The organism is Halopseudomonas pachastrellae, from assembly GCF_900114765.1.
Classification (GTDB): domain Bacteria; phylum Pseudomonadota; class Gammaproteobacteria; order Pseudomonadales; family Pseudomonadaceae; genus Halopseudomonas; species Halopseudomonas pachastrellae.
On sequence record NZ_FOUD01000005.1, the window covers coordinates 37,728 to 56,894 of the forward strand.

A 19,167-nucleotide genomic window follows, 5' to 3' on the forward strand; every position below is an offset into this window, starting at 1 on the left:
GATAAGTGGAGATAAGACGTTGGACAACAAGACCTTCGGGCTGCGGGCCTGGATGGAGCAGCTCAATCGATCCGAGCTGCCTGCCATGGCGGTGGTGGTGCATGACTTGCTGCGCCTGGCGCAGTCGGAAACCGCCTCGGTCGGGCAACTGACCGACGTGCTGATGCGCGATGCCGCATTGGCAACCAAGGTGCTGCGCGTCAGCAACAGTGTTTACTGCAACCCGGGTCGCGAGGTCATCAAGACCCTGTCGCGTGCGGTTGTGGTGGTGGGCTTTGATCAGGTGCGCATGATCGGGCTGTCGGTCAGCCTGCTTGATGGTTTGCTGACGCAGTCGCCGCGTGAGCAGTTGCAGGCGCTGCTGGCGCGCTCGTTTCATGGTGCGGTGCAGGCCCGCAACCTGGCCCAGTATTTGGACCAGCGGCAGCAGGAGGAGGTGTTTATCGCCACGTTGCTGAGCCATATCGGTGAGCTGGCGTTCTGGAGTCACGCGGGCAAGCAGGCCGATCGCCTGGCGGCCGCGTTGGCGGAACCTGGCGCCGAGCCGGACAAGGTCATGCGTCGCGAGTTGGGGGTCACCTTCGAGCAATTGACGGTGGGCCTTTTGAAAACCTGGAACATGGGCGAGATCGGCCAACTGGTGCAGGCCAGCCGCACCAGCGACGGGCCGGCAGCCAGAGCCGTTGCTCTAGGCAGCAACCTGGCCGGCCGGGTGGCCGCTGCCGGCTGGACCGACGCCTCGGTGCAGGCGTTGATTGAGCCGGTCGCCGAGTTGATCGGCACCGATGCAGAGCATGCCTGGCAGCAACTGGTCAGCAGTGGTCAGGAAGCGGTACGTGTGGCCGGCCATTGCTCCAATGCCGACCTGCAGCAGTGGATTCCGCGCGCCGATGACCTGCCTCTGGACCTGTCCGCACTGCTGCAGATGGAGGTGGTCCCTGAGGTTGAGCAAGCGCCGTCAGAGCGCGCCCCGGAGCTTGAGCCGGAAACCTTGCTGCAACCTAATCTGAAGCTGTTCAAGCTGTCGGTTGATCACCTGAAGCTGATGGTACGGGCGGCCATGGATGTCGACACTATCCTCAATACCCTCATGCAGGGGCTGCATAGGGGCGCCGGTATCGAGCGTGTGGCCCTGATGGTGCTGGCCGAGCAGAAAACCCAGGTTCGGGTGAGGGCTGCCATCGGCAAGGGGGCGCAGCGCTGGCGTGACACCTTTGTGCTGCCCTGCAGCGGTCAGCCACATGTGTTCTCCCACGCCCTTGAGCAGCGTGACTGCCTGCTGCTGGGGGGCGCGGAGCAGGGCGCGCTGAATACGCTGCTGACAACGGAGGTCGTGGCGCTGGTCGGCAGCGGCCCACTGGTTATCGCCCCAGTGGTGGCCGGTAGCCGCCGGGTGGGTGTGCTGTATGGTGATATGCGTCTGTCGGGCCGCGAACTGGCGCAGCCCCAAGTGACGGCGTTTGCCCGTATGGCCGAGTTGACCGGGCAGTGCCTGCAGCGCCTGAGCCAGCGTTAGGGAGCACTGGCTAAGTCTCGGTCAGTACTCCCTCGTCTCAGCCCGGCAGGCAAACGCCGGTGCCGCCCAGTCCGCAATAGCCGTTGGGGTTTTTGGCCAGGTACTGCTGGTGGTAGTCCTCGGCGTAATAGAACGTCGGCGCTGGCAGAATTTCGGTGGTGATGTCGGCCTTGCCTGCCTGTTGCAGGGCATCGGCAAAGGTCGCTCGACTGGTTTCGGCAAAGGCGCGCTGTGACAGGTCGGTGACGTAAATGCCGGAGCGGTACTGGGTGCCCTGATCGTTGCCCTGGCGCATGCCCTGAGTCGGGTCGTGGGACTCCCAGAACACCTTGAGCAACTGCTGCAGGGGCACTTCATCCGGGTCGAATACCACCAGCACCACCTCGTTGTGCCCGGTCATGCCGGTACACACTTCCTCGTAGGTCGGGTTGGGCGTTGAGCCCGCGCAGTAGCCGACGGCGGTGGTGTAGACGCCGGGCACCTGCCAGAAGCGCCGCTCGGCGCCCCAGAAACAGCCCATGCCAAAGATGATCTGCTGCGTGCCTTCGGGAAAGGGGCCGTGCAGCGGCGTTTTCAGTACGCTGTGGTGGGTTTGGCTGGTGGCAAGCGGCGTGTCTCGGCCGGGCAGGGCTTCTTCTGCCGTGGGCAGGCGCAGCTTGTGTTCGGGGATACGTTGGAAAAACATCAGAACCTCCAGTGGCTCAGCGTTGCAGCTCGCCGCGTTGTTCCAGCAGGTCGCGTACCAGATAGAGCGCTGCCAGCGCCCGGCCCTCGGTGAAGTTGGCGCGGGCGGTCAGCTCGCTGAGCTGATACAGGTCAACCTGATCGACGCGGATGGGCTCGGGCTCATCACCCGGCAGCCGCTTTTCATACAGGCCGCGGGCCAGTACCACGGCGATCTTCTGGCTCATGTAGCCGGGCGACAGCGACAGGTGGGTCAGAAACTCCAGCTGCTGCGCGCCAAAGCCGGCTTCTTCCATCAGCTCGCGGTTGGCTGCTTCGAGCACATCCTCGCCTGGCTCGACCAGCCCCTTGGGCAGCGACAGCTGATAGTCGTCGGTGCCGCCGCAATATTCCTCGATCAGCAGGGCGGTGCGTTCATCCTGCATGGCTACCACCATCACGGCGCCGTAGCCCTGTCCCTTGTTGACCAGGCGTTCGTAGGTGCGTTCAACACCATTGCTGAAGCGCAACTGCACCTGCTCGACGGTGAACAGGCGGCTCTTGGCAACGATTTTGGCTTCCAGCGTTTGCGGCTTTTGCGGCATGGAGACTCCGTGGTGATAGGCCGGGTGCTTGGGTATCATAGCCGCACCCAAAGCACATTCCCAAGCCCAAGTCCGAGGCGCAATGCTGAACTGGAACATGATCGATACCGTCCTGCTGGATATGGACGGAACCCTGCTGGATCTGCACTTTGACAACCACTTCTGGCTGGAACACATGCCCGCCTGCTACGCGCGGCACCACGGCCAGTCTGTCGACTGGGCCAAGGCCGAGCTGTACCCCATGATGCAGGCCATTCAGGGGCAGCTGGAGTGGTACTGTCTGGATTACTGGACCCGTGAGCTGGGCCTGCCGATTGTCGAGCTCAAGCGCGAGATCGCCCACCTGATCAGCCTGCGGCCGGATGCCGACCTGTTTCTGCAGACACTGCAGCAGACCGGGCGCGAGGTGGTGCTGATTACCAATGCCCACCGCGACTCGCTGTCGCTCAAGCTGGAGCGGGTAGAGCTGCGCACCTGGATTCAGCGCCTGATCAGCTCCCACGACTACGGTTATCCCAAGGAAACCCAGGCGTTCTGGCATGCCCTGCAGGCGGATATGCCCTTTGACCCGGAGCGTACGCTGTTTATCGACGACAGCCTGAGCGTACTGCGCTCAGCCCGCGACTACGGCATCGCCCACCTGCTCGCCGTACGCGAACCCGACAGCCGCGGCGCACGCCGGGACACGGAGGAGTTTGAGGCGGTGGAGGACTACGCAGAGCTTGCGCTGGCAGCGAGGCTGCTACCGGGAAGCTAGAAGCTGGAAGTTGGAAGCTGGAAGTAGTTTGGGGGCTCTTGCAGCTGGTGTGCCCGGTCCAGTATTAGCTTGACACCGTTTGGAGTAGGCTCATGCTATTGACGCTTCCAGCTTCCGCTAGCCCTTCCCCCTCGTCCGCGTCTGATTGGGCCGTGCGGTTTTCTCTATATAGTCGATGATCAGGCCGGCGACGTCCTTGCCGGTGGTGGCTTCGATGCCTTCGAGGCCGGGGGATGAGTTGACCTCCATCACCACCGGGCCGTGGTTGGAGCGCAGGATGTCCACGCCAGCAACATTCAGCCCCATGACCTTGGCGGCGCGTACGGCGGTCATGCGCTCCTCGGGGGTAATCTTGATCAGGCTGGCGCTGCCGCCTCGGTGCAGGTTGGAGCGGAACTCGCCGGGCTTGGCCTGGCGCTTCATGGCGGCAATCACCTTGTCGCCCACCACCAGGCAGCGGATGTCGGCACCACCGGCTTCGCGGATGTATTCCTGCACCATGATGTTGGCCTTCAGCCCCATAAAGGCTTCCAGTACCGATTCGGCTGCCTTCTCGGTCTCGCACAGCACCACGCCGATACCCTGGGTGCCTTCGAGCAGCTTGATGACCAGCGGCGCGCCACCGACCATGCTGATCAGGTCGGGGATGTCGTCGGGCGAGTGCGCAAAGCCGGTCACCGGCAGGCCAACGCCCTTGCGTGCCAGCAACTGCAGTGAACGCAGCTTGTCGCGTGAGCGGCTGATGGCGACCGACTCGTTGAGCGGAAATACGCCCATCATCTCGAACTGACGCAGCACAGCCGTACCGTAGAAGGTAATGGACGCGCCAATACGCGGGATGACCGCGTCAAAGCCCTCCAGCTCCTCGCCCTTGTAGTGGATCGACGGCTTGTGGCTGGCGATGTTCATGTAGGCGCGCAGGGTGTCGATCACGCGCACCTCGTGGCCGCGCTCGGTCGCAGCCTCGATCAGGCGACGGGTGGAATACAGCTTGGCGTTGCGCGACAGAATCGCAAGTTTCATGGTACTTCCCTTGGCGCGGCTATGGGCGGTGTGAGGGGTGATGGGTCAGCCGAGGGTATCGGTCTGTGGTTTGTCCTGAACGAAACGCAGGCCCGGATTGATTACCAGCTGGGCGTCCTGCATCGCGGTGCAGCCAAGCAGCATGCGGTAGCGCATTGCCTTGCGGCAGGTCAGGGTAAAGTCGACCAGCCAGCTGCGATCACCCAGCACCAGCGGTGTGCGGATGACAAAGCGTTCCTGCAACTGGCCGTTGGAGCTCTTGATGCGCTTGAGGTCGATCAGCCGGGCCTCGCAGGTGCGGGTCTTCTGCTTGCTGCGGCTGCCGACATGGGCGTCAAAGCGGACCCAGTCCTGCCCGTCGCGTTCAAAGGTGGATATGTTGCTGGCGTGCAGGGCCGAGGTTTTGGCGCCGCTATCGACCTTGGCAATCATCTGGCTGATGCCTAGGTCGGGCAACGCGACCCACTCGCGCAGGCCGATCACGCTCAGATGATCAAAGGTTTTCACGCTGGATTCTCCGGGCCAAAGGCCGTTGGGCGCGCATCATGCGGCAACTCTGAAAATTCGACAAGCCTGTTATAGTGACGCGGCAAGAGGAGTACAGACCCTATGCAGGATGTTGGCAAGTTACGCCTGGACAAGTGGCTCTGGGCGGCCCGTTTTTTCAAGACCCGCTCGCTGGCCAAAAGCGCCATCGAAGGGGGCAAGGTGCACTGTGGCGGCGAGCGTTGCAAGGCCAGCAGGGAAATACGTGTTGGCGATCAGTTGCAGATCCGGCAAGGCTTTGATCAGCGTAGCGTCGAAGTATTGCAGTTGTCCGACCAGCGGCGCGGTGCGCCTGAAGCGCAGTTGCTGTATCGCGAAAGCGAGGAGAGCATCGCTGCCCGTGAGGCCGCCGCAGCCCAGCGCAAGGCACAAGGCGCCGGTGGGCTGATCAGCGATGGGCGCCCGAGCAAGAAGCAGCGGCGACAGATCTTTCGCTTTCGCGATGAGCGTAATACACCGTCGGCGGACTGATTGGTTATAATTGCCGCTTTTTGAAGGTGCATCATGGCCGCTCAGGACATTACCCAGCGCTTTATCTTCGACAACGCCGATGTGCGCGGTGAGCTGGCGTCGCTCGATAGCAGCTATCGCGAAATTCTGGCAAAGCATGCCTATCCGCAGCCGGTACAGGCGTTGCTCGGCGAGATGCTCGCCGCTGCCGTGCTGCTGTCGACCACCATCAAGTTCGATGGTTTGCTGATTCTGCAGGCGCGCTCCAGCGGCCCTGTGTCTACCTTGATGGTGGAGTGCTCCAGCGACCAGGCGGTGCGCGGCATCGCCCGTTATGCCGATGACCTGCAGGGCGAAACGCTGGACGAGCTGATGCCCGACGGCGTGCTGGCTATCACCATCGATCCGACCAATGGTCAGCGTTACCAGGGCATCGTCTCGCTGGAAGGTGGCTCGCTGGCTGCCGCGCTGGACAGCTATTTTGCCAATTCCGAACAGTTGCCCACCCGTTTCCGTCTGCTGGCCGATGGCCGCGCGGCACGTGGCTTCCTGCTGCAGGCGCTGCCGGCCGGCCGCCAGCCTGATGCCCAGGAGCGCGAAGAGACCTGGCAGCGGCTGAACATTCTGGCCGACACCCTGAGCGCCGAAGAGTTGATCAGTCTGGACAACCAGACCCTGCTGCATCGCCTGTATCACGAGGAAGATGTGCGGCTGTTTGACGCACGTCCGGCCCGGTTTGAATGCAGCTGCTCGGCGGAGCGTTCCGGTAACGCGCTGGTCAGCCTGGGGCGCGAGGATGTGCTGCAGCTACTGCAGGAGCAGGGCGGAGAGATCACCGTCGACTGTCAGTTCTGCAACAGCCGTTATCAGTACGACGAGGCTGCCGTGCACGCGCTGTTTGATGCCGCCGCCGAGCACGCGCGCAGCCTGCATTGAGGCAGGCTGCGTCATTGTCTTTTTTTTGGCATAATGACGCGCCTGCGCGCTAGCCAGCGCTGTATTCCATGGATGAAACCTAATTGAACCCCACAGACTTAGACCGAACTGGTCGGTCTTAGCGCTATATTCGGTCAAAGTCGAAGAGGACCCTGTTTGATGACGCAAGCTACCAACACCGTGTACACCGACCTCAGCGTCGCACATTTGATCGAGCTGGCCATTCAGCGCAACGAAGGCCAACTGGCCGACACCGGCGCTCTGGTAGTCAAGACCGGTGAGCGCACTGGCCGCTCGCCGATGGACCGCTTCATCGTCGATGAGCCCTCCACCAGCTCTGCTATCGCCTGGGGCGCAGTCAACCGTCCTTTCCCGGCCGACAAGTTCGATGGTCTGTGGGCCCGCGTTGCCGATTACCTGGGCAGCAAGGAAAGCTTTGTTTCCCACGTTCACGTTGGTGCCGATCCGCAGCACTACCTGCCCGTCGTCATGGAAACCGAGACCGCCTGGCACAACGTGTTCGGCCGTACCCTGTTCATCAATCCCGAGGCTTATAACCCGGCTGGTCGTGATGCATGGCAGATCATGAACGCGCCGTACTTTGTCTGCGAGCCTGAGCGTGACGGCACCAACAGCGATGGTTGCGTGATCATCAACTTTGCTCAGCGCAAAGTCCTGCTTGCGGGCATGCAGTACGCCGGTGAAATGAAGAAGGCCATGTTCTCGGTACAGAACTTCCTGCTGCCGGCCAAGGACGTGCTGCCGATGCACTGCGCCGCCAACGTTGGTGATGACGGTGACACCACGCTGTTCTTCGGTCTGTCCGGCACCGGCAAGACCACTCTGTCCGCCGACGAAGCGCGTAACCTGATTGGCGACGACGAGCACGGCTGGGCCGAAGGCTCCGTGTTCAACATCGAAGGTGGCTGCTACGCCAAGTGCATCGACCTGTCGCAGAAGAACGAGCCGGTTATCTGGAATGCCATCAAGTTCGGCTCCATTGTCGAGAACGTCGTCATCGACGAAACCACTCGTCACGCCGACTACACCGATGTCAGCCTGACCCAGAACACCCGTGCAGCCTACCCGCTGGAGCACGTCGAGAAGCGCGTTGAAGCCAACCTGGCCGGTGAGCCGAACGCGATCATCTTCCTGACCTGCGACCTGGCTGGTGTTCTGCCGCCGGTGTCCATCCTCAACAACGAGCAGGCGGCCTACCACTTCCTGTCCGGTTACACCGCACTGGTCGGCTCTACCGAGATGGGTTCTGGCGGCGGCATCAAGTCCACCTTCTCTACCTGCTTCGGCGCGCCGTTCTTCCCGCGTCCGGCTGGTGAATACGCCGAGCTGCTGATCAAGCGCATCAACGCCTTCGGCAGCAAGGTCTATCTGGTCAACACCGGCTGGACCGGTGGCTCCTACGGTACTGGCAGCCGCTTCAGCATCCCGACTACCCGCGCGATTATCGCCGCGATCCAGTCTGGCGCGCTGATCGGTGCCGAGACCGAGCACCTGCCCGGTATCAACCTGGATGTGCCCAAGGCTGTTCCGGGCGTTGAAACCAAGCTGCTGAACCCGCGTAACACGTGGGCCAATGGCGCTGACTACGATCAGGCTGCCCAGGAACTGGCCAAGCTGTTCGTTGAAAACTTCAAGAAATTCGAGGTTTCCGACGCCATCGTTGCAGCAGGTCCGCAGCTGGGCTGAGTAGCCAGATTGGTGCTCTGACGAAACCCGCCTTCTGGCGGGTTTCGTGTTTCTGGGCGACAGGCATAGAACGTTGAAATAAAAGAGATAAAAAGGGTTGACACTCCTGCGCTGGTCGGTAAAATGGCGCGCCTCAGCAGGGGATATGTGTACCAACCACTACCCCTGTTGAGGTGTTTCAAGTCCGGTCCGCGATAGCTCAGTCGGTAGAGCAAATGACTGTTAATCATTGGGTCCCAGGTTCGAGTCCTGGTCGCGGAGCCAACTTGAAATAGTACGGGGTATAGCGCAGCCTGGTAGCGCGCCTGCTTTGGGAGCAGGATGTCGAGAGTTCGAATCCCTCTACCCCGACCAGTTTTTTTGAGCATGGGTCGTTAGCTCAGTTGGTAGAGCAGTTGGCTTTTAACCAATTGGTCGTAGGTTCGAATCCTACACGACCCACCACTCAAACCCTTCCTTGTAGTACCTCTTCTTTTTTATTTGAATATCTTTATCCGTCCTGCCTTGAGCGGGTTTTTGCGTTTGTGGTTGGCGTGGGCTAATGGCATGTGCTGTGCCTGTGGGTACGCTCAGAAAGCGGCCATTTCTTGCATTGTGCTGTTGCTTAGTCAGCCTTTCGCCTTCATGGCGAGCCAAGGGGGGCTGCTTGCCCAGCCCCCCTTAGCAATCCCCCGGGCACCCGACTACGCGGCCCTTCGGGTTCGCTGCGTTGCTTGGGCTGACGGGGAGTCGCAGAACTCGGGGCTGCGCCCCTCAAACATGCTGCGACTCTTTTTCCCGCCAGCCCTGCGCTACTCGCCCGCGTAAACGGGACGAACCCTGCGTGCACGCTGCGCCACCGAAGTATTGGCCAACCAGGAAAAGAGCTTTATCGCGTTACCTCAACGTGCCACGAAGGATTAAACAAAACCCCGCACGCGGCGGGGTTTGTTGGTGGCCTCAGAGGCGCTCAGTGCAGCTTCAGGCGCGGTTCAGTGGTTCGCCCGAACTGGTCGCTGAGCATCAGCATCAGCGTGCGTGGCACGCCGTACAGGGCCATCTGGTGCATGCGGTAGAGCGAGATGTAGAACATGCGTGCCAGACGCCCCTCCAGCATCACGTTGCCGGTCAGGTTGCCCATCAGATTCCCCACAGCGCTGAAGCTCGACAGCGAGATCAGCGAGCCGTAGTCACGGTAGCTGTATTCTTTTTCGGGTTTGCCGTCGAGCAGGTTGCGCAGGTTTTTCGCCAGCAGGCTAGCCTGCTGGTGAGCTGCTTGCGCCCGTGGCGGTACAAACTTGCCGGGCTCATCGGTAGGGCAGGCGGCGCAGTCGCCGAAGGCGTAAATGCGCTCTTCGCCGTTGACCTTCAGGGTGCGGTCGACTTCGAGCTGGTTGATGCGGTTGGTGGGCATGCCCAGGCCGGCGAGGAAGGCCGGGGCGCGAATGCCGGCTGCCCAGACTTTGAGGCTGGCGGGGATTTCCTCACCGTTGCCCAGGATCAGGCGGTCGGCCTTGACCTCTTTGACCGGCGAGCCGGTATGCAGGTGCACACCCAGGTCACGGAGGATTTCCGTTACCGGGCCACCAATGCGCTCGGGCAGGGCCGGGAGCAGCCGTGGGCTGGCTTCGATAATGTTGATGTTGAGGTCTTCCGGGCTGATGCGGTTGAAGCCGTAGGCGCGCAGCAGCTGGGCGGCATGGTGCAGCTCGGCGGCCAGCTCGACGCCGGTGGCGCCGGCGCCAATGATGGCGACGTTGATCGGCTCACGGGCGGCGCCGCGTTCGCTGGCCTGGGCCTTCATGTACTGGTTGAGCAGATGGCGGTGGAACCGCTCTGCCTGGGCGCGGGTATCGAGGAACAGGCAGTGTTCGGCGGCGCCCGGGGTGTTGAAGTCGTTGGTGGTACTGCCGACGGCGATGACCAGGTAGTCGTAGTCGAGTTCACGCGGGGCGATCAGCTCGACGCCTTTTTCATCCTGAATGGCAGCCAGCTGAATGGTACGGCGCTCGCGGTCCAGCCCGGTCATGGCGCCCAGCTGAAAGGCAAAGTGATTCCACTTGCCCTGGGCGACGTAGTTCAGCTCGTCCTCGGTCGAGTTGAGCGAGCCGGCGGCGACTTCGTGCAGCAGCGGCTTCCAGATGTGGGTCATGTTGGCGTCGACCAGAGTGATTCTGGCCTTGCCCTTGCGGCCGAGCTTGCGGCCCAGGCGGGTAACCAGTTCCAGGCCGCCGGCGCCACCGCCGACAACGACAATGCGCGGGGGCGCGCTGGGGTTTGATGAGTCTGACATCTTGGTTTCTCACGGATAATGGAAACGGGGCGTCAGTCTGCGCTCCGGTCGGCTGTCATCGGGCGGGCGGGAGCTGGCGTGGTCGAGTGATCAGACGGCGACGAGCTGGGCCAGCAGGCGTGACAGTAAACCCAGGCCAACTACCGAGCCGACTACCAGGGCGATGAGTATCCAGACCCGGAACGGGCGGCGCTCTACCTGGTGAACCGGTGAGGCGAGGTATTGGTCAACACGCTTCTGGTCTTCGGGGTGTAGACGACTGGGCATGGGGCGGCCTTTTTTGTGTGCATTGCAGTGCGTTGCTGCGCCAAGGCTTGACTGACTTTGCGGTCATTCTAGACCCTCGCTGGCCTGATTGCATTACTCCTTTGGAGCTGCCTGCTATCATCGCTGTCACCAATGGGAGGTTGTCATGTTGTCCGCCGCGCTGTTAACACCCGTTCAATCGGTTCTCTGCCTGCTGATCTATGCAGCGGCGACCCTGTGGGCCCTGACCCGGGTCAGCTGGGTTGAGCTGGTGGCCGACAGCCGCAGGCAGCACCTGTTTTACGGGTGTGCCTTTGCCCTGTTTGCGCTGTGGCTGGTGCGCCGTGGTTTCGATAGCGGGCTGACGGTGCATTTTCTCGGCCTGACTGCCGTAACGCTGATTCTTGATTGGCCATTGGCACTGGTTGCTGGCGCCATCGCGCAGTTGGCGCTGGTACTGCTGGGGCTGGACGATCTGGCTGCGTTGGGCGCCAACGGGTTGTTGCGGGTGCTGGTGCCGGTCGCCATTACCCTGGCGCTCAGCCGCGCGCTGGAAGCGCGCCAGCCGCGTAACCTGTTCCTCTATATCTTCATCAGCGCCTTTTTTGCTGCGGGCCTTAGCGCTGTGGGCACGGTGATGGCCGGCATGGGCCTGCTGCACTGGTCGGGGCAACTGGTGCCGCCGGGCAGTCTGGTCGAGCTGCTAGGTTATCTGCTGCTGGTGATGTTTCCCGAAGGCTTCGTCAATGGCACGGCAATCGCGGCGCTTATTGTCTTCCATCCGGACTGGGTTGAGACGTTCAATACCGACAGGTATCTGCAGGCGCCGCTGGATGATGACAAGCCCTGAGGCAGGTCAATGTCCGGTGCTGGCGCTTATGCTCAAATGCATCATCGAACAGGAGAGAAGCGATGTCTGCATACAAAATTGCTCAACAGGTAATGGTCGAGGCGATCGAGAAGGCTGCTGCCGCGGGACACGATGAACAGGCGCTGGCGCGCGCGTTGATGAGTGAAGTGATTGCGGTCTACAAGAAGGGGCGCTCGCAGGCGGATATCGCCAGCGAGCTGGATTTTCTGGCGAATAACCTGGATGACGATCAGGACTACGCCTTCATGCGCCCCTGAGGGGGCGCATTGCCTGACGGCTAGTTAGTCGCGTACTTCGATCACGCCATTGGCACTGACGCTGACGTCTGACTGACCGCCTTCGACCTGCGGCGCGCCGCCAGCGGCGTCGGAGGCCATCATCAGCTTCTCGGCGCGGTAGCGGACCGGTTGCATGTACTGGGTATTGAGGTTCAGGTTGACGATCTTGTAGTCGCTGCCGCCCAGGCTGCGTGTGGCGATATCGGCGCGTGCCTTGAACGCCTCGATGGCTTTGGCGATCAACTGGTCTTCGGTCTCGCGGCGGCTGTCAGCGGACAGGCTGAACTGCATGCTGCCAAGGCTCAGGTCGCCAAGCAGCTCGCCGGTCAGCGCAGATATGGCGGCAAAGTCGCTGCCCTCGATATTCAGTTCGCCGCGCTCGCGCCAGGCAATGATGTTTTCACCCTTCTCGTCATACACCGGGTGGCTGCTGCGGCTGCCGCTGCTGACGCGAATATTCTGGCTCTGGCGTGCGGTTTCCAGACCGGCATTGAGGCGCTGGGTAATGGCTGCGGCCAGTTTGGCCGGGTCGCGGTCCTGGTCCTCGGCGTAGAAGGTCACTTGCATGGTGTCATGATTGACCGCCTGCTCGACCTGGGTTTGCAGGGAAATCTGGTTGTAACGGGGCTCGTCGGCCTGGGCGGCGCTGGCCAGCAGGCTGCCACTGAGCAGCAGGCCGGTCAGGGGCAGAAACAGTGTACGCATGGTGTTCTCCTTTGCAGTGTTGAGTCAGACAGGTGCGGTGGCGGCGGGTTCCCGGCACCTGTGCTTGCGGCAGTTTTTCAGCAGCGCCCGGGCAGTTTATGCGACCCTGTGTCACATCGGCCCCTGCGGCGGGCGCCCTATACTGGAGTTTTTCGGCGTGCCCCATCGTACCCTCATGAGTCCCAACACGCTGGCCTTGTCCCCGTCCCGGCAGAACCTCTGGCGCCTGGTGCTGATTCGCCTGCTGGTGTTGCTGGCGCAGAGCGTGTCGGTGCTGGCTGCGTATCTCAGCGGCTGGTTTCCGCTGCCCTGGACGCCTTTGCTGGCGGCGCTGAGCGTCTCGGCGCTGGTCAGTATCCTGACCTTGCTGCGCTTGCGCTTCAGTTGGCCAGTGACCAGTCTGGAGTACGCGCTGCAGCTGCTGTTCGACATGGTCGTGCACAGCGTGTTGCTCTACTACTCGGGTGGCCCGACCAACCCCTTCGTATCCTATTACCTGGTGCCGCTGACCATCGCCGCGGCAACCTTGCCGTGGTTCTTCACTGCGGTGTTGGCCGTAGTAGCGGTTACCTCCTATAGCGCGCTGCTGGTGTGGTATCAGCCATTGACCGCGTTCGAAATTCCGCTGGGCGGCGGGCTGATCAACCTGCATGTGATCGGCATGTGGCTTAACTTTGCCATGAGCGCCGGGCTGATCAGCCTGTTTGTGGTACGCATGGCCGATGCCCTGCGTCAGCACGCCGAGCGCCTTGCCCAGCGCCGGGAGCAGAGCGCGCGCGACGCTCAGCTGCTGGGCATTGCCAGTGTTGCGGCTGGCGCGGCGCACGAGCTGTCTACGCCACTATCGACCATGAGCGTACTGCTCAAGGAAATCAGTAAGGATTATTCCGACCCGCAGCTGCAGGAAGACATGGCCGTGCTGCAGGAGCAGGTCAGGCTGTGCAAGGACAGTCTCCAGCATATGGTGCGCAGCGCCGAAAGCAGTCGCCTGCAGCCGGAAAAGAGCGAGTCCGCCGATGTCTGGCTGCGCGCCATGCTGGAGCGCTGGCAGCTGATGCGGCCCGAGGCTGCCTGGCAATTGCTGCCGTTGCAGGAGGGCACGCCGCCGGTGATGCGCGCCACGCCCGAGCTGGGCCAGGCGGTGTTGAACCTGCTGAACAATGCCGCCGATGCCTGTCCGGACAATATTCAGATCAGCCTGCAATGGGATGCCCAGCTGCTGACGCTGCGCATTCGTGATCATGGGCCGGGCGTGCCGCTGCATATCGCTGAGCAGCTGGGGACGGCCTTTGTCACAACCAAGGGCAAGAAGGGCTTTGGCCTGGGGCTGTTCCTCAGCCAGGCTGCGGTAGAGCGATTGGGGGGCAGTGTACGGCTGTTCAATCAGGACGGCGGTGGTACCCTGACCGAAGTACAGTTGCCGGTGGCGGCAGGAGAACGTTGATGACCGACGAGTTGAATCAGGAAGAGCAGCCCCGTGTGCTGCTGGTGGACGATGACCCTACCTTTACCCGCGTGATGGCGCGCGCCCTTAGCCGGCGCGGCCTGCAGGTGGATACAGCCGGTGGAGCAGAGGAGGCGATGGAGGTTGCCCGCGCCCAGCGTCCTGACTACGCCGTGCTCGATCTGAAGATGGAAGGGGATTCGGGCCTGGTATTGATGCCACGCCTGCTGGAGCTCTACCCGGACCTGCGCATCGTGATTCTGACCGGCTACTCCAGTATTGCCACGGCGGTAGAAGCCATCAAGCGTGGCGCCTGCAACTACCTGTGCAAACCGGCTGATGCCGACGATGTATTGACTGCCCTGCTGTCCGAGCAAGCCGACCCGGAAACGCTGGTGCCCGAGCACCCGATGTCGGTTGATCGCCTGCAGTGGGAGCACATTCAACGGGTGCTCGCCGAGCACGAAGGCAACATCTCCGCCACCGCCCGCGCCCTGGGCATGCACCGGCGGACATTGCAGCGGAAGTTGCAGAAGCGGCCAGTGCGCCGCTGAGGCGGCGCACTGGGCTGGAAGCTGGAGGCATGAAGCTGGAAGCAGTCCGAGTTGCCTCGGATCTTTTGCTTCTAGTTCGGCCTTGGCTTGAACGGGACTGCCGCTAATTCACACTGATTGGCTGCCAGCTTCCAGCTTCCAGCTTGCAGCTTAAGCGCGCCAGCGGCGCGCTTAAGCGTTCTGCCGTATTCCCACAATAACCCAAGGCTGGTTGTCGCCGTCGGCGCGTTCCAGGGCCCAGCTTTCGTCAAACCAGTGACCGGCGTCTTCGGCGCTGTCGCGGTCCAGGCCGCTGAAGCTGACGGTGACCAGGGTATGGCCGTCGCGCTGGGTGATGCCGTCCAGGCGTGCTTCCAGGTGATCAACAAAGCCATTGGCGGTCGGCGGCTGGTGGGCGCGTTCCTGCTGCAGTTGGCGCACCAGTTCGGGCGTCATGTACTCGCTCATGCCGGCAATGTCGTTGTCGCGCCAATGGCGCTGCAGGGTGTAGAAGTGCTCCTGCGCGCCGCGCAAAAATACCTCTGCGTCAAACCAGGCTGGTGCTTCGTATTGCGCTGCCGGTTGCGCGCGCGGGGCGGCGGAGGCGGGCGTGAACATCCCGGAGGCTTCGCGCTGCATGCCGGCCGGGCCGCCGGCTGATTGCAGCTGTGGCTGCGGGCGACGGGCGAACAGCTTGAACAGGACAAAGGCAATCCCACCCAGCAGCAGGATGTCGAACAGCTGGATCCCCTCAAAGCCGTCACCAAACAGCATGGCAGCCAACAGACCGCCAGCGGCGATACCGGCCAGCGGGCCCAGCCAGCGGCTTGCGCCGGAGTTGGCCGCAGCGCCCGGTTGCTGTTGGCGCGGTGCTGCTTGCTGATCACGCGGGGCTTGCTGGCGCTGGGCCGGCTGGCTTTGGTGCGTCGGTGAGCTGCCAAAGCTCTTGCCGCCACCCATGCGGCGCGCTTCGGCATCAGGAGTGCTGACTGCAACCATCAGCAGCACGGTGAAAAAAGGCAGTAACCAACGCATGTTCAACTCTCCATTAGGCAGGACCGCAAGTTTGCCAAAGCGTCACGGGCAATGGCGGGGAATAGTGTGTATGGTTATTTCACAGGCGATTGAAAACCCTGGCGCTGGCACGCAGGTCGCTTCGCAATTGCCTGTTCAGACACTCTGAAAGGTGGGAGAGCATACATGTTTGCAGCCATGCGGTCAGAGCGAATGGAAGCGCTGCACCTGTACAGCGACCCGGCAACCGGGCTGGAAGCGGTGGTCGCCATTCACAACACAAAGCTCGGCCCGGCGTTGGGCGGCTGTCGCTACCTGGCCTATAACTCGCTGGACGACGCCCTTGCCGATGCCATGCGTCTGGCCAGGGGCATGAGCTACAAGGCGGCGCTGGCCGGGCTGGAGCAGGGTGGTGGCAAGGCGGTTATTCTGCGGCAGCCTCACGTGGCTGACCGGGCCGCTCTGTTCGAGGCCTTTGGCCGCTGCATCGAGTCACTGCGCGGCGGCTATATCACCGCGGTCGACAGTGGCACCAGCAGCGCCGACATGGACTGCATTGCCCAGCACACCGCACACGTCACCAGTACCACCCACGCCGGCGATCCGTCCCCCCACACCGCCCTCGGCGTCTTGGCCGGCATGCGCTCAGCCGTCAACGCGCGCCTGGGACAGTCGTCGCTGGCCGGGGTCAGGGTTGTGCTGCAGGGTCTGGGTAATGTCGGCTATGCGCTGGCCGAGCTATTGCAGGCCGAAGGCGCCGAGTTGCTGGTGGCCGACCTGGATCAGGGCAAGGTGCGGCTGGCGGCAGAGGAGTTGGGCGCGCAACCCTTGGCGCCGGAGGCGGTGTATGAAACGCCGTGCGATCTGTTTGCGCCCTGTGGCCTGGGTGGCGCGATCAGTCAGCGCAGTGCGGCCTTGCTGCGCTGCGCCGTGATTGCTGGTGCCGCCAATAACCAGTTGGTGGAGCCGGAGCTGGCCGAGCAACTGGCGGCCCGCGGCATCCTGTACACCCCTGACTATGTGATCAATGCCGGCGGCTTGCTGCACGTGGCGCTGACCCACCGTGGTGTCGATGCCGGGGAGATTGCCGGGCGGGTAAAGGGCATCGGTGAGCGGCTCGATAGCATCTTTGCACAGAGCCGCGCCGAGGGCCGGTCGCCGGCCGAGGTCGCTGACCGGCAGGCAGAAGAGATCCTCTACGCCTAGCCACGCATACAAAAGCGCTGGAACAGCACCTGTTCCAGCGCTTTTGGTGCGTTGAGCGGGGCGCCGTCTGCTATTCGAGCTTGAAACGCTTGCGCAGGCGCTTGTCCAGAATCGAGGTGGGCAGCCAGCGCTTCAGGCGCACCATGCTGCGCGCGCCCGAGCCGATCAGCGCATTTTCCGGGCGCACCGGGTTGCGGATGTAGCCGAGTAGCTCGGTGGCAAAGTCGGTTGCGCTGGTTGAACGTGCATTTTGCGACGCTTTGGCGCGTGCCTGCACCGCCTTTTCCCAGGGTTTGAACCAGGATGTCTCTGCCATGGTGATGGCTGCGGTAGCGTTGTTGCCAAAATCCGAGGCGATGGCACCGGGCATGACGTTCAGCACCTGAATGCCGAAGGGGTGCAGCTCCAGGCGCAGAGCGTCGGAGATGGCGTGCAGCGCTGCCTTGGACGCGCAGTAGACGCCGGAGAAGGGCGTGGTAGTGACGCCCGAGACACTGCCGATGTTGACGATCAGTCCCTTGGCAGTGCGCAGCAGATCCGCGCTGTCGCGCACCAGTTGCAGCGGCGCAAAGACGTTGGTGTCGAACTGTTTCAGCAGGGTGTCGCGGTCGGCGTCCAGGAGGGGGCCCATGGCGCCGTAGCCGGCGTTATTGACCAGCAGATCCAGCCGACCTGCCTGGCTGCGAATCTGCTCGACGCACTGCTGGCGTTGTTGCGGGTCGTTGACGTCCAGGGCGATGGCGATCGCGCCCTTGGCGGTCAGTGGGTCCAGGGTTTCGATGCGGCGCGCCGCAGCAAATACCTGATAGTCGGCTTCTAGGCAGGCCAGGGCCAGCGCCTGGCCGATGCCGGATGAACAGCCGGTGATCAGTGCTACGGGCTTGGTCATGCTTTGCTCCTTGTTATTCTTTGATGAAGTCCGCGCGTACCGCGTCGGCCCGGTATTCCAGTTCGCTCTCGCGATAGCCGCGCCGCAGCCGCGGCAGGCTGTAGCACGCCTGGGTGTCGGCACCGGGTTGCAGCTCAATACCCAGGTTGAAACGTTGGTCGTTACTGGCCACATCGACCAGGTTCGAATTGTATCCGCTCTGGCTGGCCCACAGCTGCCAGCTGATATTGCGTGCGGTGCGCTCGCCGTGATTGCGGATGCTGACAAACAGCGGCTGACCGAACGGGCAGCTCTCGGGCTGGTACTGCAGCTCAAATGCCAGCTTCTCGATACGCTGGCCCTGTTGCCATTGCAGCACGCCCATCACCGCCGCAAGCAGCAGACCGAGGGCGGCGACAATACCGCTGACCGGCAGCATGACGCGGGGAAAGCGCAGCAGCAATACCAGCCAGATCAGAAACAGCGCAATGCCGTAGGGCATGAATAGCTCCTTGTTGCAGCGTCGGGACGCAGTAGCAGTGTACGACGTGTCGGGACTGTGAGGGCACCTGTATACCGCTTAGTGATCAGCCTATCAAACCTCGTCGGGTCAGGCGGACCATTGAAACAGCTCGCAACTGTTCTGCCAGCAGCGCGCGCTGAACTGCGCCACTGACTCGCCCCGCAATGCTGCCAGCTGCGCCGCGATCTGCGGCAGCAGGGCGGGGCTGTTGCGCTGGTGGGCGTGGAAGGCGGGGGCCATATCCGGGCTGTCTGTCTCCAGCACCAGTTGCTCACCGGGCAGCTGTGCAATGGTCTGGCGCAGTCGGGTTGCCTGCGGCCAGGTAGCTGCGCCGCCCAGGCCCAGCTTGAAGCCGAGTTTGTGGTACTCGCGTGCTTCCTCCGAGCTGCCGCTAAAGGCATGGATGATGCCACCACGCGCCGGGCGATAGCGCTTGAGTGTGGCGATCACGTCAGCATGGGCCTTGCGAACATGCAGCAAACTGGGCAACTGATACTCCACCGCCAGCTGCAACTGCGCCTCAAACAGCTGCTGCTGCGCCGCCCGGTCTGTGCCTTTGTGCCAGTAGTCCAGCCCAAATTCCCCCACCGCGCAGCAGCGCGCGTCCCCCAGCCGCTCGGCCAGGCACTGCTGCAACGCGGTCACGTGCTCAGCGGCATGCTCGGCCATGAACATGGGGTGCAGGCCAAAGGCGGCGTACAGGCTGGTATGTTGCTTGCACATCTGCCAGACCGCCTGCCAGTTACTGCGGGTGACACCCAGCACCACCAGCCGCTCCACACCCAGCCGCGCGCAATCACTCAGCACCTGATCACGATCAGGGTCAAAGGCGGCAAAGTCGAGGTGGGTGTGGGTGTCGATGTAGGGCATGGGGGGACGCTACGCCTGCTTGCCTTGATAGGCAAGCAGGCGTCCGGCTGGGCCGGACGCGGCTGGAAGCTGAAGGCTTGAAGCTTGAAGCAGTCCGAGGTGTTGGAGACTGCAGCTCTCAACCGGGCTTTACC

The 19,167-nt window shown here is 62.6% G+C and carries 21 protein-coding genes and 3 tRNA genes; 13 read left to right on the forward strand and 11 right to left on the reverse strand.

The genetic code is table 11. The features are described from left to right. Positions 1 to 19 precede the first annotated feature (19 nt). On the forward strand, positions 20 to 1,516 hold the full coding sequence (locus BM116_RS05000) for an HDOD domain-containing protein (protein WP_083727919.1): 1,497 nt from the start codon (positions 20 to 22) through the stop codon (positions 1,514 to 1,516). Between the two features lie 37 nt (positions 1,517 to 1,553). Here BM116_RS05000 and msrA read toward each other — a convergent pair whose 3' ends face one another. Then, complete coding sequence (msrA, locus tag BM116_RS05005) at positions 1,554 to 2,204, reverse strand: peptide-methionine (S)-S-oxide reductase MsrA (RefSeq protein ID WP_211276286.1); 651 nt, start codon at positions 2,202 to 2,204, stop codon at positions 1,554 to 1,556. A 13-nt stretch (positions 2,205 to 2,217) separates the two neighbouring features. Further along, on the reverse strand, positions 2,218 to 2,784 hold the full coding sequence (nudE, locus tag BM116_RS05010; RefSeq protein ID WP_083727917.1) for an ADP compounds hydrolase NudE: 567 nt from the start codon (positions 2,782 to 2,784) through the stop codon (positions 2,218 to 2,220). Between the two features lie 82 nt (positions 2,785 to 2,866). On the opposite strand from nudE, the gene yrfG reads away from it, so the two are divergent. Beyond that, positions 2,867 to 3,541, forward strand: coding sequence for a GMP/IMP nucleotidase (gene yrfG / locus BM116_RS05015; protein ID WP_083727916.1), 675 nt, complete (start codon positions 2,867 to 2,869; stop codon positions 3,539 to 3,541). Between the two features lie 117 nt (positions 3,542 to 3,658). Here yrfG and rimK read toward each other — a convergent pair whose 3' ends face one another. Together rimK and rimB are read right to left on the reverse strand one after the other, a co-directional pair. Next, entirely contained in the window at positions 3,659 to 4,564 is a 906-nt protein-coding gene (gene rimK, locus BM116_RS05020; RefSeq protein WP_083727915.1) for a 30S ribosomal protein S6--L-glutamate ligase, read from the reverse strand. Positions 4,565 to 4,609: 45 nt separating this feature from the next. Beyond that, entirely contained in the window at positions 4,610 to 5,071 is a 462-nt protein-coding gene (gene rimB, locus BM116_RS05025; protein WP_083727914.1) for a retropepsin-like aspartic endopeptidase RimB, read from the reverse strand. Positions 5,072 to 5,173: 102 nt separating this feature from the next. On the opposite strand from rimB, the gene BM116_RS05030 reads away from it, so the two are divergent. From BM116_RS05030 to BM116_RS05055, 6 genes are all read left to right on the forward strand, one after another. Continuing rightward, a complete protein-coding gene (locus BM116_RS05030; protein ID WP_083727913.1) occupies positions 5,174 to 5,581 on the forward strand; it encodes an RNA-binding S4 domain-containing protein in 408 nt (135 codons plus the stop codon). A gap of 33 nt (positions 5,582 to 5,614) precedes the next feature. Beyond that, positions 5,615 to 6,496: an Hsp33 family molecular chaperone HslO gene (hslO, locus tag BM116_RS05035; RefSeq protein WP_083727912.1), complete on the forward strand. Its 882-nt coding sequence runs from the start codon at positions 5,615 to 5,617 to the stop codon at positions 6,494 to 6,496. Between the two features lie 159 nt (positions 6,497 to 6,655). Next, a complete protein-coding gene (locus BM116_RS05040) occupies positions 6,656 to 8,203 on the forward strand; it encodes a phosphoenolpyruvate carboxykinase (protein WP_083727911.1) in 1,548 nt (515 codons plus the stop codon). A 188-nt stretch (positions 8,204 to 8,391) separates the two neighbouring features. Beyond that, a tRNA-Asn gene (locus BM116_RS05045) sits at positions 8,392 to 8,467 on the forward strand. Positions 8,468 to 8,480: 13 nt separating this feature from the next. Next, a tRNA-Pro gene (locus BM116_RS05050) sits at positions 8,481 to 8,557 on the forward strand. A 14-nt stretch (positions 8,558 to 8,571) separates the two neighbouring features. Further along, positions 8,572 to 8,647, forward strand: a tRNA-Lys gene (locus BM116_RS05055). Positions 8,648 to 9,152: 505 nt separating this feature from the next. On the opposite strand, the gene BM116_RS05060 is transcribed toward BM116_RS05055, so the two are convergent. Both BM116_RS05060 and BM116_RS05065 read right to left on the reverse strand, forming a co-directional pair. After that, positions 9,153 to 10,475 (reverse strand): NAD(P)/FAD-dependent oxidoreductase, encoded by a 1,323-nt coding sequence (locus tag BM116_RS05060; RefSeq protein WP_083727910.1) that lies wholly within the window; start codon positions 10,473 to 10,475, stop codon positions 9,153 to 9,155. Positions 10,476 to 10,565: 90 nt separating this feature from the next. Beyond that, positions 10,566 to 10,742: a DUF3094 family protein gene (locus BM116_RS05065; RefSeq protein WP_083727909.1), complete on the reverse strand. Its 177-nt coding sequence runs from the start codon at positions 10,740 to 10,742 to the stop codon at positions 10,566 to 10,568. A 145-nt stretch (positions 10,743 to 10,887) separates the two neighbouring features. Between BM116_RS05065 and BM116_RS05070 the strand changes: the two genes are divergently transcribed. Together BM116_RS05070 and BM116_RS05075 are read left to right on the forward strand one after the other, a co-directional pair. Next, positions 10,888 to 11,571 (forward strand): energy-coupling factor ABC transporter permease, encoded by a 684-nt coding sequence (locus BM116_RS05070; RefSeq protein WP_083727908.1) that lies wholly within the window; start codon positions 10,888 to 10,890, stop codon positions 11,569 to 11,571. Between the two features lie 62 nt (positions 11,572 to 11,633). Continuing rightward, a complete protein-coding gene (locus BM116_RS05075) occupies positions 11,634 to 11,849 on the forward strand; it encodes a hypothetical protein (RefSeq protein ID WP_083727907.1) in 216 nt (71 codons plus the stop codon). Positions 11,850 to 11,873: 24 nt separating this feature from the next. Here BM116_RS05075 and BM116_RS05080 read toward each other — a convergent pair whose 3' ends face one another. Then, the gene (locus BM116_RS05080) at positions 11,874 to 12,575 is read right to left on the reverse strand and encodes an SIMPL domain-containing protein (protein WP_083727906.1); all 702 of its coding nucleotides are present in this window, start codon (positions 12,573 to 12,575) and stop codon (positions 11,874 to 11,876) included. A 175-nt stretch (positions 12,576 to 12,750) separates the two neighbouring features. Here BM116_RS05080 and BM116_RS05085 point away from each other — a divergent pair, with 175 nt between their 5' ends. Both BM116_RS05085 and BM116_RS05090 read left to right on the forward strand, forming a co-directional pair. Further along, positions 12,751 to 14,019 (forward strand): ATP-binding protein, encoded by a 1,269-nt coding sequence (locus tag BM116_RS05085; RefSeq protein WP_083727952.1) that lies wholly within the window; start codon positions 12,751 to 12,753, stop codon positions 14,017 to 14,019. Beyond that, positions 14,019 to 14,573: a response regulator transcription factor gene (locus tag BM116_RS05090; RefSeq protein ID WP_083727905.1), complete on the forward strand. Its 555-nt coding sequence runs from the start codon at positions 14,019 to 14,021 to the stop codon at positions 14,571 to 14,573. Before BM116_RS05085 ends, BM116_RS05090 begins: the two co-directional genes overlap by 1 nt. A 171-nt stretch (positions 14,574 to 14,744) precedes the next feature. On the opposite strand, the gene BM116_RS05095 is transcribed toward BM116_RS05090, so the two are convergent. Next, on the reverse strand, positions 14,745 to 15,587 hold the full coding sequence (locus BM116_RS05095) for a Tim44 domain-containing protein (RefSeq protein WP_083727904.1): 843 nt from the start codon (positions 15,585 to 15,587) through the stop codon (positions 14,745 to 14,747). Between the two features lie 165 nt (positions 15,588 to 15,752). Between BM116_RS05095 and BM116_RS05100 the strand changes: the two genes are divergently transcribed. Beyond that, complete coding sequence (locus BM116_RS05100) at positions 15,753 to 16,772, forward strand: Leu/Phe/Val dehydrogenase (protein WP_083727903.1); 1,020 nt, start codon at positions 15,753 to 15,755, stop codon at positions 16,770 to 16,772. 70 nt (positions 16,773 to 16,842) lie between these two features. Here the strand turns inward: BM116_RS05100 and BM116_RS05105 are convergent, their stop codons facing one another. From BM116_RS05105 to BM116_RS05115, 3 genes are all read right to left on the reverse strand, one after another. Beyond that, entirely contained in the window at positions 16,843 to 17,661 is an 819-nt protein-coding gene (locus tag BM116_RS05105; RefSeq protein ID WP_083727902.1) for an SDR family oxidoreductase, read from the reverse strand. 13 nt (positions 17,662 to 17,674) lie between these two features. After that, entirely contained in the window at positions 17,675 to 18,142 is a 468-nt protein-coding gene (locus tag BM116_RS05110; RefSeq protein ID WP_083727901.1) for a hypothetical protein, read from the reverse strand. 108 nt (positions 18,143 to 18,250) lie between these two features. After that, a complete protein-coding gene (locus tag BM116_RS05115; protein ID WP_090475034.1) occupies positions 18,251 to 19,033 on the reverse strand; it encodes a TatD family hydrolase in 783 nt (260 codons plus the stop codon). Positions 19,034 to 19,167 lie beyond the last annotated feature (134 nt).

What these genes read in the sequence shown, in the direction of transcription:
- nudE (WP_083727917.1), bottom strand. Translation starts at nt 2,784, where the DNA reads ATGCCGCAAAAGCCGCAAACGCTGGAAGCCAAAATCGTTGCCAAGAGC.
- yrfG (WP_083727916.1), top strand. Translation starts at nt 2,867, where the DNA reads ATGCTGAACTGGAACATGATCGATACCGTCCTGCTGGATATGGACGGA.
- rimK (WP_083727915.1), bottom strand. Translation starts at nt 4,564, where the DNA reads ATGAAACTTGCGATTCTGTCGCGCAACGCCAAGCTGTATTCCACCCGT.
- BM116_RS05030 (WP_083727913.1), top strand. Translation starts at nt 5,174, where the DNA reads ATGCAGGATGTTGGCAAGTTACGCCTGGACAAGTGGCTCTGGGCGGCC.
- hslO (WP_083727912.1), top strand. Translation starts at nt 5,615, where the DNA reads ATGGCCGCTCAGGACATTACCCAGCGCTTTATCTTCGACAACGCCGAT.
- BM116_RS05040 (WP_083727911.1), top strand. Translation starts at nt 6,656, where the DNA reads ATGACGCAAGCTACCAACACCGTGTACACCGACCTCAGCGTCGCACAT.
- BM116_RS05060 (WP_083727910.1), bottom strand. Translation starts at nt 10,475, where the DNA reads ATGTCAGACTCATCAAACCCCAGCGCGCCCCCGCGCATTGTCGTTGTC.
- BM116_RS05065 (WP_083727909.1), bottom strand. Translation starts at nt 10,742, where the DNA reads ATGCCCAGTCGTCTACACCCCGAAGACCAGAAGCGTGTTGACCAATAC.
- BM116_RS05070 (WP_083727908.1), top strand. Translation starts at nt 10,888, where the DNA reads ATGTTGTCCGCCGCGCTGTTAACACCCGTTCAATCGGTTCTCTGCCTG.
- BM116_RS05075 (WP_083727907.1), top strand. Translation starts at nt 11,634, where the DNA reads ATGTCTGCATACAAAATTGCTCAACAGGTAATGGTCGAGGCGATCGAG.
- BM116_RS05080 (WP_083727906.1), bottom strand. Translation starts at nt 12,575, where the DNA reads ATGCGTACACTGTTTCTGCCCCTGACCGGCCTGCTGCTCAGTGGCAGC.
- BM116_RS05085 (WP_083727952.1), top strand. Translation starts at nt 12,751, where the DNA reads ATGAGTCCCAACACGCTGGCCTTGTCCCCGTCCCGGCAGAACCTCTGG.
- BM116_RS05090 (WP_083727905.1), top strand. Translation starts at nt 14,019, where the DNA reads ATGACCGACGAGTTGAATCAGGAAGAGCAGCCCCGTGTGCTGCTGGTG.
- BM116_RS05095 (WP_083727904.1), bottom strand. Translation starts at nt 15,587, where the DNA reads ATGCGTTGGTTACTGCCTTTTTTCACCGTGCTGCTGATGGTTGCAGTC.
- BM116_RS05100 (WP_083727903.1), top strand. Translation starts at nt 15,753, where the DNA reads ATGTTTGCAGCCATGCGGTCAGAGCGAATGGAAGCGCTGCACCTGTAC.
- BM116_RS05105 (WP_083727902.1), bottom strand. Translation starts at nt 17,661, where the DNA reads ATGACCAAGCCCGTAGCACTGATCACCGGCTGTTCATCCGGCATCGGC.
- BM116_RS05110 (WP_083727901.1), bottom strand. Translation starts at nt 18,142, where the DNA reads ATGCCCTACGGCATTGCGCTGTTTCTGATCTGGCTGGTATTGCTGCTG.
- BM116_RS05115 (WP_090475034.1), bottom strand. Translation starts at nt 19,033, where the DNA reads ATGCCCTACATCGACACCCACACCCACCTCGACTTTGCCGCCTTTGAC.